This window comes from Castellaniella denitrificans (genome assembly GCF_027214045.1).
Classification (GTDB): domain Bacteria; phylum Pseudomonadota; class Gammaproteobacteria; order Burkholderiales; family Burkholderiaceae_B; genus Castellaniella; species Castellaniella denitrificans_A.
The window spans coordinates 158,274-174,859 of the sequence record NZ_JAPWHE010000001.1 but is presented as its reverse complement, the minus strand read 5'-3'; the positions used below and the strand labels follow the sequence as shown (position 1 = coordinate 174,859).

The 16,586-nt window shown below is 57.5% G+C and carries 15 protein-coding genes; 11 read left to right on the top strand and 4 right to left on the bottom strand.

The genetic code is table 11. The annotated features are described in order from the left end of the window. Positions 1 to 44: 44 nt before the first annotated feature. The 11 genes from O4H32_RS00915 to O4H32_RS00865 all read left to right on the top strand — a co-directional run bounded on the left by O4H32_RS00915 (position 45) and on the right by O4H32_RS00865 (position 9,952). On the top strand, positions 45 to 896 hold the full coding sequence (locus O4H32_RS00915; RefSeq protein WP_269355844.1) for a nucleotide-binding protein: 852 nt from the start codon (positions 45 to 47) through the stop codon (positions 894 to 896). Positions 897 to 1,014: 118 nt separating this feature from the next. Beyond that, entirely contained in the window at positions 1,015 to 1,611 is a 597-nt protein-coding gene (locus O4H32_RS00910) for a recombinase family protein (protein ID WP_269355843.1), read from the top strand. 33 nt (positions 1,612 to 1,644) lie between these two features. Further along, complete coding sequence (locus tag O4H32_RS00905) at positions 1,645 to 3,558, top strand: DNA cytosine methyltransferase (RefSeq protein WP_269355841.1); 1,914 nt, start codon at positions 1,645 to 1,647, stop codon at positions 3,556 to 3,558. Further along, a complete protein-coding gene (locus O4H32_RS00900) occupies positions 3,558 to 4,700 on the top strand; it encodes a hypothetical protein (RefSeq protein WP_269355839.1) in 1,143 nt (380 codons plus the stop codon). The genes O4H32_RS00905 and O4H32_RS00900 overlap by 1 nt, the downstream gene beginning before the upstream one ends. A gap of 1,020 nt (positions 4,701 to 5,720) precedes the next feature. After that, on the top strand, positions 5,721 to 6,212 hold the full coding sequence (gene radC / locus O4H32_RS00895) for a RadC family protein (RefSeq protein WP_269356929.1): 492 nt from the start codon (positions 5,721 to 5,723) through the stop codon (positions 6,210 to 6,212). Between the two features lie 62 nt (positions 6,213 to 6,274). Then, on the top strand, positions 6,275 to 6,823 hold the full coding sequence (locus O4H32_RS00890) for a hypothetical protein (RefSeq protein ID WP_269355837.1): 549 nt from the start codon (positions 6,275 to 6,277) through the stop codon (positions 6,821 to 6,823). 67 nt (positions 6,824 to 6,890) lie between these two features. Next, a complete protein-coding gene (locus O4H32_RS00885) occupies positions 6,891 to 7,694 on the top strand; it encodes a DUF3560 domain-containing protein (RefSeq protein ID WP_269355835.1) in 804 nt (267 codons plus the stop codon). Positions 7,695 to 8,656: 962 nt separating this feature from the next. Further along, positions 8,657 to 9,133, top strand: a complete 477-nt coding sequence (ssb, locus tag O4H32_RS00880) for a single-stranded DNA-binding protein (protein WP_269355832.1) — start codon at positions 8,657 to 8,659, stop codon at positions 9,131 to 9,133. A 17-nt stretch (positions 9,134 to 9,150) separates the two neighbouring features. Beyond that, the gene (locus O4H32_RS00875; RefSeq protein WP_269355831.1) at positions 9,151 to 9,408 is read left to right on the top strand and encodes a hypothetical protein; all 258 of its coding nucleotides are present in this window, start codon (positions 9,151 to 9,153) and stop codon (positions 9,406 to 9,408) included. Between the two features lie 8 nt (positions 9,409 to 9,416). Next, on the top strand, positions 9,417 to 9,677 hold the full coding sequence (locus tag O4H32_RS00870) for a DUF4160 domain-containing protein (RefSeq protein WP_269355829.1): 261 nt from the start codon (positions 9,417 to 9,419) through the stop codon (positions 9,675 to 9,677). Next, entirely contained in the window at positions 9,587 to 9,952 is a 366-nt protein-coding gene (locus O4H32_RS00865; RefSeq protein WP_331284263.1) for a DUF2442 domain-containing protein, read from the top strand. Before O4H32_RS00870 ends, O4H32_RS00865 begins: the two co-directional genes overlap by 91 nt. Positions 9,953 to 10,631: 679 nt before the next feature. Here the strand turns inward: O4H32_RS00865 and mobF are convergent. The 4 genes from mobF to stbB form a co-directional block, all read right to left on the bottom strand. After that, positions 10,632 to 13,535, bottom strand: a complete 2,904-nt coding sequence (gene mobF / locus O4H32_RS00860) for a MobF family relaxase (protein ID WP_269355826.1) — start codon at positions 13,533 to 13,535, stop codon at positions 10,632 to 10,634. Positions 13,536 to 13,660: 125 nt separating this feature from the next. Further along, positions 13,661 to 15,346, bottom strand: coding sequence for a type IV secretion system DNA-binding domain-containing protein (locus O4H32_RS00855; protein ID WP_269355824.1), 1,686 nt, complete (start codon positions 15,344 to 15,346; stop codon positions 13,661 to 13,663). A gap of 47 nt (positions 15,347 to 15,393) precedes the next feature. Next, entirely contained in the window at positions 15,394 to 15,807 is a 414-nt protein-coding gene (locus O4H32_RS00850; protein WP_269355822.1) for a hypothetical protein, read from the bottom strand. Beyond that, a complete protein-coding gene (gene stbB, locus O4H32_RS00845; protein WP_269355820.1) occupies positions 15,804 to 16,544 on the bottom strand; it encodes a StbB family protein in 741 nt (246 codons plus the stop codon). The genes O4H32_RS00850 and stbB overlap by 4 nt, the downstream gene beginning before the upstream one ends. Between the last annotated feature and the right edge of the window lie 42 nt (positions 16,545 to 16,586).

Genomic DNA, 16,586 nt, shown 5'->3' with positions numbered 1-16,586 from the left:
AGAACTGGGGCATAGTTAGATAACAAGAAAAGGATAGGGTGGTGATGAGAAAGCCTCGGTTATTTATTGCTTCTTCGGCTGAAAAGTTGAAGGTAGCCGACGCCTTTAATGTAAACCTCGACCACGATTTTGAGGCAACAATATGGAAGAACGGTACCTTCAATCTTTCATCTGTGACTATCAATGCAGTGGTGGAAAAGTCCTCCGTCGTTGACTTCGCTCTGTTCGTTTTCGCCCCAGATGATGAAGTACTGATTCGGGAGCAACATCAGAACGTCATACGCGACAACGTGTTGTTCGAACTGGGATTATTCATCGGTGCTATCGGTCTTGAGCGATGCTTCATTGTGAAGCCACGCGGTGTAGAGCTTCGCCTTCCCACCGACTTGCTTGGCGTGACAATGGCGGACTATGAGGCTGATCGCTCGGATGGGGATCTGGAGTCAGCCACCAACACGGCATGCACGCTCATCAAGAACTCGGCTCGCAAGCTAGGCTTGCTTGAACATATTGGTAGCCCAGCTAGGGAGCGAACCCGGGTCAATCCCCAGGCATACGATCTCACCGGCGATGATTTGGAATTTCTCGCCGCATGCGCAGCCAGCTACACGAGGTTTCCGGGTGGCCTGAGCCTATTAAGCATTGAGCACAGCCTAAAAAAGTCCGTCCCTGAGATTAAAAATCACATTGCCGCGATTAAATTAGAACGGTTGGGGTATGTGGAAAAGCGCCTGGCAACCGACGAGCAGGATCATTACGACTACTTTTCTTACCATATCACCGAGGATGGTGTAAATGCGCTGCTGAGTCGGGCTGACCATTGGCCCGATCCGCCACAAAGGTCGGGCGGCAAAGAAGCCAAGTTGGCGGACATGGACGACAGCATTCCGTTTTGAGTTGATGTTCAACAAACGGTAGTTTTTTGGACAGTCTGAAAAAATCACTGGATCTTCATACAGCAATACCGTAAAGTGTTGGTAAACTTGTACAGCTATCTGTGTCCGTAAACTGTCCATGAATCAACGCATCGGGTATGCCCGTGTTTCCACCGACGATCAGCATCTGGATCTGCAGCGTGATGCGCTCCAGCAGGCTGGTTGCAGCTTGGTCTATGAGGAAACAGCCAGCGGGAAAAATGCTCAACGTCCAGAACTGTCCCATTGCCTGAAAGCACTGAGGCCGGATGATACGTTGGTGGTCTGGCGGCTGGATCGCTTAGGGCGTAGTCTGCCTGATCTGGTGCGGATCATTGAAGAACTGCAGGGTCGGGGGATTCATTTCGAGAGCCTGACAGAGAAGATCGATACAGGCACGGCGGGAGGGAAGTTGCAATTCCACGTCTTTGCCGCGCTGGCAGAATTTGAGCGTAGCCTGATCCGCGAGCGTACACAGGCGGGACTGTCGGCCGCTCGGGCACGAGGCCGCAATGGTGGCCGTCCCGCCGCGCTGAGCGACAAACAGATACGCACCATAAAATCCCTGTTGCGCGATCCCACCACATGCGTGGCAGATGTCGCCAGGGACTATGGTGTCTCAAGAACTACCATCTACAAGCACTGCGGCGTCATAAAGCCGCGGATATCAAAAGACGAGAATTTTGAAACAGTTTGAGATACAGAATTCTCATCTTGATAGACGTCTAATTTGGTCAATGGGCTGCAGCATCAAGACTATGCTCATAAGACCCACGAAATTATGAATAGTGAAATAAATATGACCTCAAGAAAAATTAAGACACTCAGCTTATTCTCAGGGGCTGGTGGCCTAGATATCGGATTTCACAAAGCGGGCTTTGATATCCTCGGATGCGTCGAAATTGAACCCGTCTATGCGAAGAGCCTGGCGGCTAATAGCGGTTCTGGCCGTTTCTTTGGTCCCAACCTTAGAATTCACTGTGAAGATATCCGAGATTTCGATCCTGCGCCCTACGCGGGAATCGGTGTTGAATGCGTGATTGGAGGACCTCCATGCCAAACGTTTTCGGCTGCTGGCAGACGCTCTGGCGGAGTATTGGGCACAATCGATGAAAGAGGGCGGCTGTTTGAGTCATATTGCAGAATCTTGAGGGCTATCGAGCCTAAAGTTTTCGTTTTTGAGAATGTATACGGGTTGCCGGGAGCCAATGGCGGGCAGCCATGGCGGGAAATATGTAACGCTTTTGGGAAGCTGGGCTATCAGCTAAAAGCAGAAGTCGTAGACAGCGCGGACTATGGGGTTCCCCAGCACAGAGAGCGGCTGATCATCGTGGGCTATCGCGACAAGAGCCTAAGCTATGAGTTCCCTGTGCCTACGCACGGCCCTGATTCTGAGACAGATAGGCCACTGGTTTCAATCATAGATGCGATTGGGGATCTTCAAGACCCAGATGAGCCCTATCATGAGTTTGATGGCCTCTACGGTCATCTGCTTCCATTGGTCCCGGAAGGCCTGAACTATTCATTTTTCACACGGGAAATGGGCTATCCAAAACCATTCTTCGCATGGCGCTCAAAGTTCCACGACTTTCTTTACAAGGCTGATCGGCACTTCCCGTCCAGAACTATTAAAGCACAGCCTGGAAAATTCACGGGACCTTTCCATTGGAAGAACAGGCATTTTACGATTGATGAGCTGAAAAGGCTTCAGAGCTTCCCAGATAGCTATGAGTTAGTCGGCACGTTTGGAAAAGTGGTAGAACAAATCGGCAATTCTGTACCTCCTGGGCTGGCCGAAGTGATCGCAGTTTCTGTTAAAGAACAGCTACTGCGTCCCTCTAGTCCACTCCGTTATGCCAAGCGGCCTGCTGGGTTTATTTCTACATTCCGAAAGCGGCAGCGTGAGCGGACGAATCATTTCAAAATGGTTGCAAGATCCGAGGTGGCTAGGCGCTTCCCAAATCTCGAGATTATTCAGCGTCCCAGGGCTAGTGTGAAAACGAAATTCTTTGTTGGGTATGAGGGCTTCTTTACCAAAGAGACGCTTTTACAGCCTCCCATATCCGAGATGGGGAAGCGCTTTTATACGGTTAGCGAACAGCGGGCTGGCAGTCACATCGAACTCATGATATCGCCGGTAGCGGGGAAACCGAAGCGAGAAATAGACATAGTAATATCCGGGCTTGAAAAATACTTACTGAGTGTGGATGTGCTGCATTGTAAAGCAGGGTTGATTGGTAACGAAGACATTTTCAGAGTTTGGGACATCATTGAGGATTCGATAACCAAAGATAGCCAGTTCTATACGCTTATTGATATATATGGGCACTATGCGAATAGAGGCGATACCGTAAAAGTAAGTACTACACTCTCTGGCGCGAGAAAGTCCGTGCTAGAGAAATCGTTTGAATTCTTCGGTTCATCGAATAATTGTGGTCAATTTCTTTCCAATACAGATTTTTCCAGCGCCGTTGGCTGCCAACCCAGTCAGGTTAAGGGCTTGGTTTACCAGTTGCGTGAGATGAGATGGGATGTTCGATTGCCCGAGACTCACGCTACTATCCGCGATGAGCGGATGCTTTGTACATATCCTTTTCCGTTGTTATCCGGAAAAGCACAGTTGGAACGGCGTAGGAGCGCGTGATGAAAGATTCTGATATGCAGGTTGAACAGGGAAAATTAGAGCGCTTCAACGCGATATTACAATCTTCTTATTTAGTGGCCGAGGCCGCCCATAAATCTGGTAATTGGGGCGTTCAACGAGAAATTCTCGGTGAAGAACATTATGCAGAAGTGCTTCAATTATCCAAGATCCGGCATGCAGCCCGTGGCATCGCCTTGACGCTTGCTGCATACAAGGTAATCGATTCACGGCAGGATATACGATTGCACAAGTCCGAACACCCCGGTGGCTTTTCTGCGCGCTCAATCGATAATGCCGGAACGGTTCCATTTTTACAGGCCCACAGCCTTTACTACAATGTGGAGACTCATTGGCTAAGCCAAACTTTCTCTTTCGCTGGGCCTTACTTGCCAGACCTGGTTCTTAAAACGCAGCCGAAGTTAGCTGGTCCGTTGATGCTTAAAGTGGTAAATGCAATTCAATCTGCTCAAAACCCGGTGGCTTTCTCAAAAGCTGTTTTGGAGATCATATTCGGTGAGCTCATCGACGCACGCAATCGTGGGAAAATTCCTCTAGAGAAACCTCAGAACTTATCGATAGATCAGACCATCACACTATTGAAGGAGCATTTTTTTCGCGGGTATGAGAAGAATAGTCCTCGCCTTCCACAGGTGGCTATTTATGCGATTTACCAGTGTATCATACCAACGATGAATCGTTATGAAGGACTTACGCTTGGTCCTCTGGAACGCATGAAAGCTGCTAATAGAAAGAGTGGGTCCGTGGGAGATGTTGATGTAAACAAAGACGGTGAACCTTTTGAGGCTGTGGAGATAAAGTTTCAGATTGGTATAAGTCGTGAACATGTTGCTGAAGCCATACAGAAAATAAAAACTGCATCAGTTAAGCGTTATTTAATTCTCTCTACTAGTGGCATCGCTGAAGGTGAATCGAGCGAAGTGAAGAAGCTTGCGGATGGATTTCGGCGTTCCAATGGCTGCGAGATTATCGTAAATGGAGTTCTTGATACACTCAAATATTATCTTCGTTTAATAGACTCTCCTTCTTCTTTTATTAATCGATATACTGCGCTTGTCGAAGGAGATCCGGATCTTGGTTATGAGCATCGGCTCGCTTGGAACGAAGTGTGCGCTAATCGTTAGTATGAGGTTGTGTCCTAGCTATACTCTTTTGCATATCAATATTATGAAGATCCTAGTAGATGAATAGTCTTGAGTTGTAAAGCAAAAGATGTTCTATGAGTGAATCAGCGCGTGAAACCCCTTACGAGGTCAGAATCGCTCCTGTCGGCGAATTAGTCATCATGATTGACACAGGAAATGAACTCACTCGCAATGAGCTGAAGGATATGCTGGCTTCAGCAGTTGCTGGATCTGGTTAAGTTGTATTTGGTTGTCTATGGCCCTGGCCACGCTGCCAAAGTTCTGACTGACAATTTGGCCAGCCTCAAAATTTCGGTCTGATCAGTTGACTTCATCGAATTGCTGGCGAGGATATCAGCGGATTGTTTTGCAGCGGCTCGCTTTCTCGCGTGCTTGGTAGATTTGCTGCACATAGAGACTCTTCTGCACTGACCTTCGCGAATTTCTTCTGACTCACCCCGGCGCAACGCCGGGGACGGGCTTTCGTGAATCAAGCCCCTTTGGGTCTTGCCCCTGGCGGGCTTCAATCCCTTTCGGACAGCGCTGATGGCGCTGCAAAACAAACCCCCAGAACCAGAATTTGAGCCGTACGCCAAGCGCACGGCTGGGGGCGCTCGCCGCGCAGCCGCTGTTCTCAGCCACCCACTCCTGGGCCACCGCTACCCGTCTCCCGTAAGTTCCGCCGCCTAAAACGCCGACTGTACCCCTGCGCTTCTCCCTGCAAGGGGCCGGTACTCACCCGGTCCCTTCGCTGCGCTGCGGGCTGCGGCTTGCGTGCCGTCCCCTTTCCGGTCGGCGCTACGGGGTTCAGCACGGCAAGGCGACGGAACTCACGGAAGACGGCGGCAACACCGGACGGCCAGCGTAGCGCATCGAACATCGAAATCTACGCCCAGGCTCAAGAATCTTCGGATCCGGTCAGCACAGAAAACCTTTCCAACCACGGAAGCGATTTTTAGGACCATGGCCATGCAAGCATCTTTGAACTTCGAGGCTACCCCGGCACTCAGCTATGACGACATGAACGACGGGAAAACCTTGTTTGTACGGGATTCTCAAGGCTGCTACCAGGTCGCCACCGATGCGCAGATCCTGGCCGCCGGTCGAGTCGCTGCACATGGTTTGCTGTCCGACGGTCAGGCCTTGGGCCAGCCCAGGGCCGTTAAAGAGTTTTTCCAAGCGAAATTGACCGGTCTGGGGCACGAGTGCGCCGCAATGCTTTTTCTCGATACGCAGTTGCGGGTGATCAAGTACGTGGAACTGGCGCACGGCACCTTGTCGCATGCCAGCGTCTACCCCCGCGAAATCGTCAAAACCGCCCTTCGCATGAACGCGGCCGCTTGCATCATGAGCCACAACCACCCGTCCGGCATCCCCGAACCGAGCGGCGCCGATATCAGCATGACCAAACAGCTAAAGCAGGCGCTGGCGCTGATCGACGTGCGCCTGTTGGATCACATCGTTGTCGGAGCGACTGACACCGTATCGCTGGCCGAACGCGGCCAGTGTTAACCATCCCCCGGGCGGCGGTGCCGCCCACAGACCACCAGCCACCACAGAATGGAGAAATGAACATGGACAATCCCAAATTGCCACCCTTGCCCGCGTCTTTGGTCGATGTGGAGACAGAGGCCCGCGCATACGCCACCGCCGCCGCCGAGTCCTGCCGCAATGAATTCATTACGTCGCAACTCGAATACCGCGCACGGCTGGAGCAGGCCAGAGCAAAACTCGACGGCGTCTTGCTGGGTGAGGGCTGGGTTGTGGCCTGCGAGGGCGTGTATCTGTCCTTCACGATCACGAACGGCCTTGTATCTGATCCCCGCCACACGACCCCCGATCAATGCATGCGGTTCACGCGGCGCGATGCCGAGCGTATCGCAGCCAGTGTGCGCAACGGTAGAAACACTCGCGGCCGGGCTATCCATATCCTCGACGCCCTGCGCCAAGAACTGGAAGACTGCGCCCGGTCGCTGCGGATGGTCAACGAATTCAAGCTCCGCAGGCGAGGCACGTACGACCAGGAATATCAGATTTATCGGGCATGCGCTGATGACGGGAGCGGCCAGGACATCACGACAGGCCAGCCGCTCAAAACCTATGCCCAATGGCTGAATTCCTGATCTTCAGCAGTACCACTCGCTGGCCTGTTGTCCAGGCAGGCCGCAACAACCTAGAGGAAATCGCACCATGAACCCCTACGAAGCCAAGCAAGCCGCCCGCCGCGCCCGCTATGAAGACCGAGCCGATGCCGCAAGGCACCAGGCCGACTCCATTCACGCCCAGGCCCGCAAGATGGCCGAGGCGATCCCGTTCGGTCAGCCCATCCTGGTCGGGCACCATAGTGAGAGCCGCGACCGCAACTACCGCAACCGGATCCACGACACCTACGGCAAAGCATTTGCCATGCAGGACAAGGCCGGCCACTACGAACGCAAAGCAGCCAGCGTCGGCAAGGGCGGGATTTCGAGTGACGATCCAGACGCCATCGAAAAATTGAAGGCGCAACTGCGCAAGGCCCAGGCCGTCCATGAACTCATGAAGAAGGCCAACGCGCTACTGCGCAAGCACAGGAACGATGCCCATGCAGCCATCGCGGCCCTGACCGGTCTGGATGGCATCACCGAGGCTACCGCCCGCCGCCTGATTGAGCCGGACTATGCAGGCCGTATCGGGTTCGCCTCGTTCGAATTGACCAACAACGGCGCCAACATGCGCCGCATCGCGGCCCGAATCAAAGAACTGGAGCGCGCCGAAAGTCGTGAGGCCGTCGAAAAATCAGGCGAAGGGTACGTATACCGCGAGGATCCCGAGGAAAACCGCGCCATGTTCCTGTTCGATGGTAAGCCGGAGAAGGCGACCCGCGAAATTCTCAAGCGTCACGGTTTCCGATGGAGTCCGACTCGCAGCGCCTGGGTTCGTCAGTTGACCGGCAATGCCCAATGGGCAGCACGGCAGGCCATGCAAGAACTGGAAGCGGCCGCCGCGCAATGAAAACGCCCCGTTCAGGTAAGCGGCCTGAACGGGGCTGCACAGCCACCCACCACATGAAAGGAGAAATGACCATGAGCCACGATCTTAGCAGACTGGCTTGCGATATGCGTGAGTGCCACGACCAGGGCAGGCCCTGGCGTTTGCCACTCATGACTGTGCGCCAGATGGCGGCATTCATGCGGCTGTTGGATGCATACGTGGTGAACGCATAGACGGCGCACCCGGCCAGCCCTTGTGGGCTGGCTCAAAGAAGCAAAGGCCCTGCGGTGCTGACGCACCCCAGGGCCTTTTTACCCAGGGTGCCAAGCGTTACAGATCCGATCGGCGTGGGCGGTGTTCAGTGTTGCGATTGGCTGCTGCCCGCCAGCCCCGCCTGATGCAAGGATCGGCGCAGCTTGTCTAGGCACATGCAAGCTTGTGCATCCCCCCGTCGCTGTCGACGCCGGGGTCGGGCTCTCGTGCTGCGCATCGAGCCCCCGTTCCGGGTCTCGCCCCTGCGGGCTTCCATCCCTCATGCCTTCGCGTCTGGCGACGCTGCGCGCTGCGCTTGCCTGGGGGGCCGAAATGCGGCCCTGTTTGGTGCCGCGCCTGGTGGCGCGACAAAGGGCGCTCGCCGCGCGGCCGCCGTTCAGTGACAGATCCTCGCAGTGGCCGAGATCTCCGTCTCCCGTGAGTTCCGCCGCCTAAACCGCCGACGTGTACCACTGCGCTCCGGCGCTGCGGGGGGCTTTCGCGGCATAAACCGGTCGCTGGCGCTCCCTATTTATTCCACGGTCCCCCCTGCGCTTGTCGCTTCGTGGCCCAGTACGGCACGGCGACGGAACTCACGGAAGACGGCGGCAACACCGGGCGCCAGGATCAATCCCTAAACCTCGATTTTTACGATCCGGCTCAAGAATCTTCGGATCCGGTCAGCAGGGAAAGACCTTTTCAACCACGGAAGTACATCAGGAGAAAGCACCATGGCATCACTGAACCGCGTCACCCTCATCGGCAACCTGGGCAAAGATCCCGAGGTTCGCTACACGCCCGACGGCATGGCCGTTTGCACTGTGTCCATCGCAACAACCAGCACCTGGAAAGACAAAGCCACGGGTGAACGCCGCGAGGAAACCGAATGGCACCGCGTAGTGTTCTACAACCGCCTGGCCGAGATCGTCGGCGAATACCTCAAGAAGGGCCGGTCCGTCTACGTCGAGGGCCGTCTGAAGACCCGGAAATGGCAGGACAAGGAAACTGGCGCCGACCGCTACAGCACCGAGATCGTCGCCGATCAGATGCAGATGCTGGGCGGGGGTGAAGGCGGCACGACGCAGAACATCAACGGGCCGGTCGGGCAAGTCGCTGGCCGGGACATTCGCAACGAATCCGCACCGCAAAGCAAGGGCGGCAAACCCGCGCCGGCGGCGGCTGACGATTCGGACGGCATTCCGTTCTAGACAACAAGGGGCACGGCATGCGGCGGATCCTTCCTGATAAACCCCTGGTCGTTCAAGCGGCGGCGATGGCGTATGTCATGCACCGCACCGGTTGCGCGGAAGCCGAAGCCAAAAAATGGCTGGACGGGGCACAGGGTAATCAGGTCGCTGCCGTGCTGGCCTTCAGAGAGGCACAGGGGGATGCACCGCCACCATGCCCCCCCGCCATTGATGAAGATCCGTTATCCATCTACTATGAACCAGGGCCATACTACGATGTGGCCCGCAGCGCTTGATTCTGACAATGCCGACTATCAGCACGTTTTACGGAATCCTGATCCAAATGTTCTGGAACGATCACGCGCCGCCGCACTTTCACGCGCTCTATGCTGAGCATGAAGTGTTGATCGACATCCGGACGTTGGAGAGTGTGGAAGGCGAGATGCCGCGGCGAGCGCTCGCTCTGATCCTGGAATGGGCGCAGGAACATCGCGCCGAACTTATGGAGGACTGGGAACTATGCGCTCGCAATCAGCAGCCCAACAAGATTCATCCCTTGGTGTAACGCCGCCGATTCAACCGCGCATGCCTTGGCGCGTGACGACGGTGGAAGCCCTCCCAGGGTTTCGGTTGCATGTCCGATTCGTGGATGGCACTGAGGGAACGATGGACTTGACTGCACTCATTCACTCCGCTGGCGCGGGGGTCTTTGCTGCCCTCAGCGATCCATCCCTATTCAACGAAGCGTTCGTCAATCATGGCGCGGTGACATGGCCGGGTGACATCGACCTAGCCCCCGATGCCATGTATGCAGAGATCAAGAAACTTGAAACGGCATGAACAGCCAGTTTTCTAATCCTTCGGGCCGTTGATACGGCCCTTTCTTTTGGCCTGCACTGGCCCACTGCCTTGCCTGGTCGTGGGCTTTTTCATGTCCTGGTCTGCCGGTAGTGCCCGGTCTCAGATACCGGCATGCTGTCGTCCTGTTCCTGCCTGTGGTGGATTTGGCCCTGCCTGTCGTCAGGGTGATGTCATAGCCCACATCCCAGGCTTCGCCTGGGTCCCGCGCTGATGACGCTGCAGGCCCTTAAGGGCCTGCTGGACCCTTCAATTCCCCAAATTCGCTGGCGCTCATTTGTGGCCTTAAAGGGTCCATACATGACGCACCCCTGGCGGGGTTCAAAAGCCAGCGCCAGCGCGGCTTGCAAGAAAAATCGAAAAATCGACACCGTGGAACACGGTAGGCTACAAATCTTCGGAGAGACCCGATCCATGCTGGTGAATCGTTCCACGGCTGTAGCCATTTGGTTCCGTAGACACTGCAGGTTTTCTACTCTGAGAAGCCCATAGGACATATACAGGACATTTCTAAGACATCTATAGGACGCTTCAAGGACATCAACAGGACACATCAAGGACATCAATAAGACGGTTAAGGGATGTTTTCGGCAACCCATCACCTACCGAATGCCGATAGTTGAAAAAAAACCCGGCACGAGGCCGGGTCGAAGGGGGGGAGTCAGTCCATTTCCAGATCATCACCGGTTTCATATTCCGGCGCTTTCAGCGCGTGGCCTGTCGGCGCATGATCGGGGCCAACCAGGTCATGCGCCAGGCCCTTGTAGGGCACTCGGTCAACTGCCTTGGGCAGCGCGGTCGCATCGTCTGTAAACACCACCACCTCATGACGTTCCCGCGAAATGCTGACGTAGTAGGTGTCCTGTGCCGTGGTGCGACTGTAGCTTTCCGCGTTGTAAAACACGCGGTCGCAGGTCAGGCCCTGGGCGCTGTGCGCGGTCGTTGCGTAAGCATGATCGAGATGCAATGGTTTGTCTGTTGTCAGTTCTACCAAGCGGCCGCCAACATCGAGCGTGATGGCGTCCGGATCGATGGCCACGACCTCGGCACGCTGGCCATTGACCAGGTCGGCGGCGGCATTGTTGCGTGTGACGCGCACCCAGTCGCCCACGGACAGTTCCGCTTCATGCTGGTGGTAGACCGAGAGCTTGCTCATCGTTTTTGGGATGATTTCGATGATTTTGTCCGTCTGGGTAGGGGCACCCATGGGCACCACCGAGATCCGGTCAAAGCGGCGTTCACATTCCACGACTCGATACAACTGGCCTCGTTTCAGACCGCACTTGTAGTCGCGCTCAGGCTGCACGACATCCCCCACCGTGTAGTACTTTGCGCATGAGCGTTCCGCTCGTGTCGTGTCGTGGCGGGTGAGCAGCTGGTACCGGTGGCCGCAGCCCGCCAAGCCGCGTTTGGCATGGACCAGGGCGTTGATGGCTTTGCGTGAATCGTTCGTGCCTGTGATGATCAGGGTCTTGGCTTGGTCCTCATGAGGCAGTGCTGTGTATTCTGCGGCGATAGCCTCGTAGCGGGCGCTGCTGTCGCGGGTTTTGTTGCCGTGCTCGTCTTCGCCAAACGAGTCCTGCACGCATGCGATCCGGTCCACCAACGGCAGTGACTGGCTAGCCTGGCCACCGGCGGCCAGCTCCACAGCGCGGCGCAGCCGTTCGCTTTTCTGGCGCTGGATGTCGCCCATCGTCACGGTTCTCATGCCGCGCTCCTGCAGTAGCGCAAAGGCGCGGCCAGCTTCGACGGCCTTCGTTTGGGCTGTATCGCCCAGCACGACGACGCGGGCGCCTGTCGCTGTGATCCTGCCAAGCAGCTTGTCCATCTGGCGCACGGGCACGACACCAGCCTCGTCGATCACCACCACGGTCTGCGGCCCCATTTTGTCCATGATCCGGCGCGGGTCCTTGGCCGTCAGAAACGAGGCCACGGTGTTGGCCGCAATGCCATCCTGGCGCAGGTTGCTGACCTGGGCGCCATAGGGAGCCAGGGCCACCATGTTGTAGCCGCGCTCCTGTAGCAGGCGCTGTGCGCTTTGCAGAGCGAAGGATTTGCCGGTGCCGGCCAGGCCCTGGACGCCTACGATCTGGTCCTGTTCGGCCAGGATCAGACATAGGGCATCGCGCTGGCCAGCGCTCAGGGTACTGCCCTCGAAGGTGTGTTGCAGCACTTCGCGGGTGATCACAGGCGCCACTGCGCCCCGACCGGCGGCTTCCATGTCTGTAATGCGTTTCTCGGCCGCATAGGCGGCCGGAGTCGCATACAGCGGTTCGTCGGCGACCAGGCGACCCTGTGCAATGGCCCGGTCCACTGTCGCCAGAGCATCGGCCAGAGGCTGGCCGCGCTGGGTCGCAACCTTTTGCGCCCAGGCTTTGCGTGTCAGGGGATCTGCTTTCAAGTCTGCCGCCAGTCGGTACTGCGCGGGGTTGCGCAGCAACTGGCCCGCGTCCGCACGGCGGCGCAATGCATCGCTGATGACTTCCGGGGCGACCGTACCGCCGGATTGGCGGATGGCGGCGGCCAGCAGTTCTGAGCGAGGCATCACGCTTTCGCGTTCAGCCAAGTGTGCCACCGCCCAATTCAGGCACTGGTCGGCAATTGCGTGTTCGGGGCGCTCGTCGCGCTGAGCCTGTGGGTCTTCGCGGGAGGCTTCGGGGGCCGTGCGGGCACCAAAATCAATGCCAATGTCTACGGCCTGCTGGACCCAGCTCGCATGCAGGTCCGCGCGGTTGTATTCCTTGGTTTTGTCCTGGCGGGTGGCCAGCAGCGCGGGTTCGCGCTGTTGTCGCGGTGCTTCATTGATGTCCAGGCCGTGCGCAGCCATTGCAGCAGCGATCTGGGCCCGGCGTTTGCTGAACGCCTCAATGGCCTTCCGACTGATGTGGGCCAGTTCGATATGGTGCTTTTCGTAGCGGACCTCGTATCCTAGGCGACGTACCTGGTAGTCCAGCTGGGCGTTATACACCGCGTCGTAGAGCATGCGCCGCTTGACGATTTCTTCGTTCGACAACGATACCCAGCTACCATCAGTCCTCTGGGTGGCGTTCATGATGACGGCGTGGGTATGCAGGGCGGGGTCTGGCGGCGCATCTTCCGTCGGGCGGGCGGTTTCGTGCCGGAACTTGGCGATGATCAGGTTGCCTGTTTCTTCCGTGTGCGTTTTGCCGCGCTCTTTCTGGCGACCACGGGCCGCGTGGCGCTCGATATATGCCAGCGTTGCGGCTACGGCTTCATCATGCGCTTTGAGCAGACGTTCGTCACCGCCCACCAAGGCCTGCAGCGTGATGCTTTTGGGGGCGCTGAATGTCAGGTCAATGCCAGCGCGGGCCTTGCTGTCCTTGCGCACAGACTTGCCCGCTTGGATACCCTGTCCGAACTCGCCACGCAGCATGGCATGAAACCGCTGTGGATCCACATCACCGACGGCGGCAAGGCGGCGAGCACCATCGCCTTGCCACACAGCCGCGCCGCTGTCACGGCTGTAATAGTCATCCTTCTGATCATTGTAGTAGTGCGTGTTATCGGCGGCCGCTTCACGGCGCAGCACTTTGTAGGTGATCATGAGTACTCCTGATAAACAAAAGCCCGCCGGCGGTCAGGAAACTTCCTGCCGCCCGGCGGGCCACGTGAGGATTGGGAGTGGGAGGCTGCGTGCAGGCTTGTCCACAGAAAATGCGGACAAGGTGACTATGCCGCGCTGGTCTTGGGCAGTGCGGAGGCGTCGATCGTGTCCGTTGTCTTGATAGCTTCGCGCATGCCGTCCAACAGCGCGCCGACTTCCGGCGTGAACTGCGTTGCGGTGGGCGCGTTGACTCGACGTAGCTGTTCGGACTCGCAGAAGGGGGCCGTGCGTTGGGCGAACGCCTTGTACTGCATCTGCACCTTGGCAATCGGATGGTCACCTGCGAAGGCGACGTAGCCGACCAGTTCCGGCAGGGCCTGGATCTGAGAAGGGGTGACAACTTTTTCCGTGGTGCGCACCATGCCGTCTGTCGTGTTGCGCGAATCCACGGATCGGGAGACCCTGTAATCTGGACGTTCGATTTCATGTTCGCCCAGGCTGTCGCTCATGTCCTTTGCGGTTTGCGGATCCGTCTTTGAGCCACCCAGCACAACCAGATTACGGAAGGATGCCCGGATGGTGGTGGCCATGGTGCGCCCGTAGATGTATTCCAGCTGGGACGTGCTTTGCAGGCCTGCAACGATGCGCAAGCCGTTCTTGCGGCCCTTGGTCAAGCCCGCTTCCAGGGACGGCAGTGCTTCCAGGCTGGCCAGTTCATCAATGAACAGCCACCACCGCCGATCCCTATCTTCTGGCATCGACAGAATCGACGTGATGAACACGTCCGCCCAGGCCGACACGAGCGGTCGCATGGAGGACGCCATATCTTCGCGCCAGTTGATGTACAGGTTGCCCCCATTCGGATCTTCCAGCCAATCGCGGATGGAAAAGGCACCCGGCTTCATGCAGGTGTGTTCGGATAGCTTGTTTGACAGCACAAACCGGGCCGAAGACAGGGCTTTGCTGGCTTCTGACGAACCCACAAACAGCGATTCGGCCAGGGTGCCGTCAAGAAACTGCTTCAGAACCTTGGGATCCTCAATCGTGCAGAGCCTGAACAGATCCATGATGCTGGCGTCTTCGCCTTGCAGTTGGTGCAACTTCTTGGCGGTTTCGCGCAGCAGCAGTCGACCGAAGTCGTTCCATTCTTCGGCGTTCTTGTCCTGGCTCATGGGGACCATAGAATTTGCCAAGCGCTTCCAGTCGTAGTCTGCGCGGATCTCGTTGAAGAAAGTCCAGCCCTGGCTGCGGATGTCGTAGGGGTTGAGGATCATGTCGCCATCTTTCCAGAACTTCGACATCAAATCTCCGTTGGGGTCGATCACGATCATCCGGTCTCCGCGTCGGCGCACAGAGTCGGCAAGGCGGCGCAGCAGCACAGATTTTCCCGAACCCGTGGCGCCACCGATCATCAGGTGCAGATTCTCGACCTTGCGCGGCATCGGTAACCCTGCGACATCTGCCTGCACCGTGCCACGCTCCTTACACATCCGCGCCAGGGTGCGCGGGGAGACAGACCGCGTGCCGCGGATCCACCGCGAATAGCCAGCACCCTCGAATCCGTCGGATTGATGCGCACGGCCCAGGTAGATCACGAGCGCCAGAGCGAGGATGAGGCCCGCGACTGGCGGGATGTAGAGGACCGGGTAGGTGGAAGTCACACTCAGGAAGTACCAGAAGGCTTTGGCGTCCCAGTCGGCCAGCCGCAGCCCAGAAGACCAGGACGCGGCCATGAGCCACGCCCCGATGGGGAAAACAGACAGGCACACGGCGGCGATACGCCGCCGTGTGATAGGGGAGAGTTGCGGCATGTCATGTCCTTGTGAAAAGGGGCCAGGCAGGGCCAGCCCCGGATCAATCAGCCCAGGTGACCGCCCAGGGCCACACCGGCGAGCAGACCGCCGATGCTGCCGGCCGCGCTGCCCACGATCAGGGCGATCAGTGCCATGCGGCGGGCCGACTGATGGGCGATGGTGGCGTACCGGGCAGACTGACGGGCCAGTTCGGCCAGGTGCGATTCGGATGCTTGGACGGCATCATGGGCTCGCGCGGCCAGATCGTGGCTGATCTCTTTGCCCGATGCGGCCAGGGCCGTCTGCAGGCGGTCGGGCAGCTTATCGATGGAGACGGCCGCCGCATCCATTTTTTTGCCCACTGCCGTCAGGCGTTTATTGGCGTCCTCGATCCGTGTGACCAGGGCTGTGACCTCGCCTACGACCTCCTGGTACACAAAATCCAGCTTCGTGCGGGCGGCGCTGCGTTCGTCGCTCATGGCCGGTCCTCCGTCGCGGCGGGAGCCGACTGCTGGAACAGGGCGGCGAACGCGGCGTCCATCTGCCTGGCAACCGGCTTGGCCAGGGCTTGCAGGGCAATCATGTTGCTCAGGTGGCTGCGCCGCGCCTGGTGCGCGGGGTCCTCCTGGCGCAGCAGCGCCCGGTAATCCGTATCGTCGGCCAGCACGTCCTGGATCGTGGTGCGCAGATCTGCCAGCATTTCGAACACCTCGTTCTCGTAGATTGCGGCTTTCGGGTTGGCGACGAATTCGCCCGTCTTGTCGGCATAGGCCAGGATTGCCAGAAATTCGTCTTCGATACTCACTTCGACCCGATTGAACAGCACCCGAATCCTGTTGGCCGGGACACCCAGGCCGGCCAGGGCGGCCACAGTCTTGATGGTTTCGCGCTGGGCCTTGCCGGTGTTGATGACCGGCAGCACGAAGTAGTCCAGTTCCTCGTAGGCGCCCTCGTACCGGTTCATGGCGGTCAGGAAGTCCTCGATGTTGCTGGCCCCCACATCCACGATGGCATCGTCAATGGCGAGCAGGTCGCGGAACAGCTTGCCGAACTGTTCGCCGCGCAGCATGTCGATGTCCAGGCCGAGGTCGCCGGCGGTTTCGTTCGTGGATTCGATGGCGAAGATCTGCGCCCCGTGCATGCGGGGTGCCAACAGGTGCGAGGCGGTCACGGTTTTACCGACCGAGCCGGAGTAGTTGAGGATGGCGACTTTCATGTGGTGTAACTCCAGTTGAAATGCAATGAATAGGGGCCGCGA

Excerpts from the sequence above, each read along its gene's own strand:
- O4H32_RS00915 (WP_269355844.1), top strand. The coding sequence starts at position 45 with ATGAGAAAGCCTCGGTTATTTATTGCTTCTTCGGCTGAAAAGTTGAAG.
- O4H32_RS00910 (WP_269355843.1), top strand. The coding sequence starts at position 1,015 with ATGAATCAACGCATCGGGTATGCCCGTGTTTCCACCGACGATCAGCAT.
- O4H32_RS00900 (WP_269355839.1), top strand. The coding sequence starts at position 3,558 with ATGAAAGATTCTGATATGCAGGTTGAACAGGGAAAATTAGAGCGCTTC.
- radC (WP_269356929.1), top strand. The coding sequence starts at position 5,721 with ATGAACGACGGGAAAACCTTGTTTGTACGGGATTCTCAAGGCTGCTAC.
- O4H32_RS00890 (WP_269355837.1), top strand. The coding sequence starts at position 6,275 with ATGGACAATCCCAAATTGCCACCCTTGCCCGCGTCTTTGGTCGATGTG.
- O4H32_RS00885 (WP_269355835.1), top strand. The coding sequence starts at position 6,891 with ATGAACCCCTACGAAGCCAAGCAAGCCGCCCGCCGCGCCCGCTATGAA.
- ssb (WP_269355832.1), top strand. The coding sequence starts at position 8,657 with ATGGCATCACTGAACCGCGTCACCCTCATCGGCAACCTGGGCAAAGAT.
- O4H32_RS00875 (WP_269355831.1), top strand. The coding sequence starts at position 9,151 with ATGCGGCGGATCCTTCCTGATAAACCCCTGGTCGTTCAAGCGGCGGCG.
- O4H32_RS00870 (WP_269355829.1), top strand. The coding sequence starts at position 9,417 with ATGCCGACTATCAGCACGTTTTACGGAATCCTGATCCAAATGTTCTGG.
- O4H32_RS00865 (WP_331284263.1), top strand. The coding sequence starts at position 9,587 with ATGGGCGCAGGAACATCGCGCCGAACTTATGGAGGACTGGGAACTATG.
- mobF (WP_269355826.1), bottom strand. The coding sequence starts at position 13,535 with ATGATCACCTACAAAGTGCTGCGCCGTGAAGCGGCCGCCGATAACACG.
- O4H32_RS00855 (WP_269355824.1), bottom strand. The coding sequence starts at position 15,346 with ATGCCGCAACTCTCCCCTATCACACGGCGGCGTATCGCCGCCGTGTGC.
- O4H32_RS00850 (WP_269355822.1), bottom strand. The coding sequence starts at position 15,807 with ATGAGCGACGAACGCAGCGCCGCCCGCACGAAGCTGGATTTTGTGTAC.
- stbB (WP_269355820.1), bottom strand. The coding sequence starts at position 16,544 with ATGAAAGTCGCCATCCTCAACTACTCCGGCTCGGTCGGTAAAACCGTG.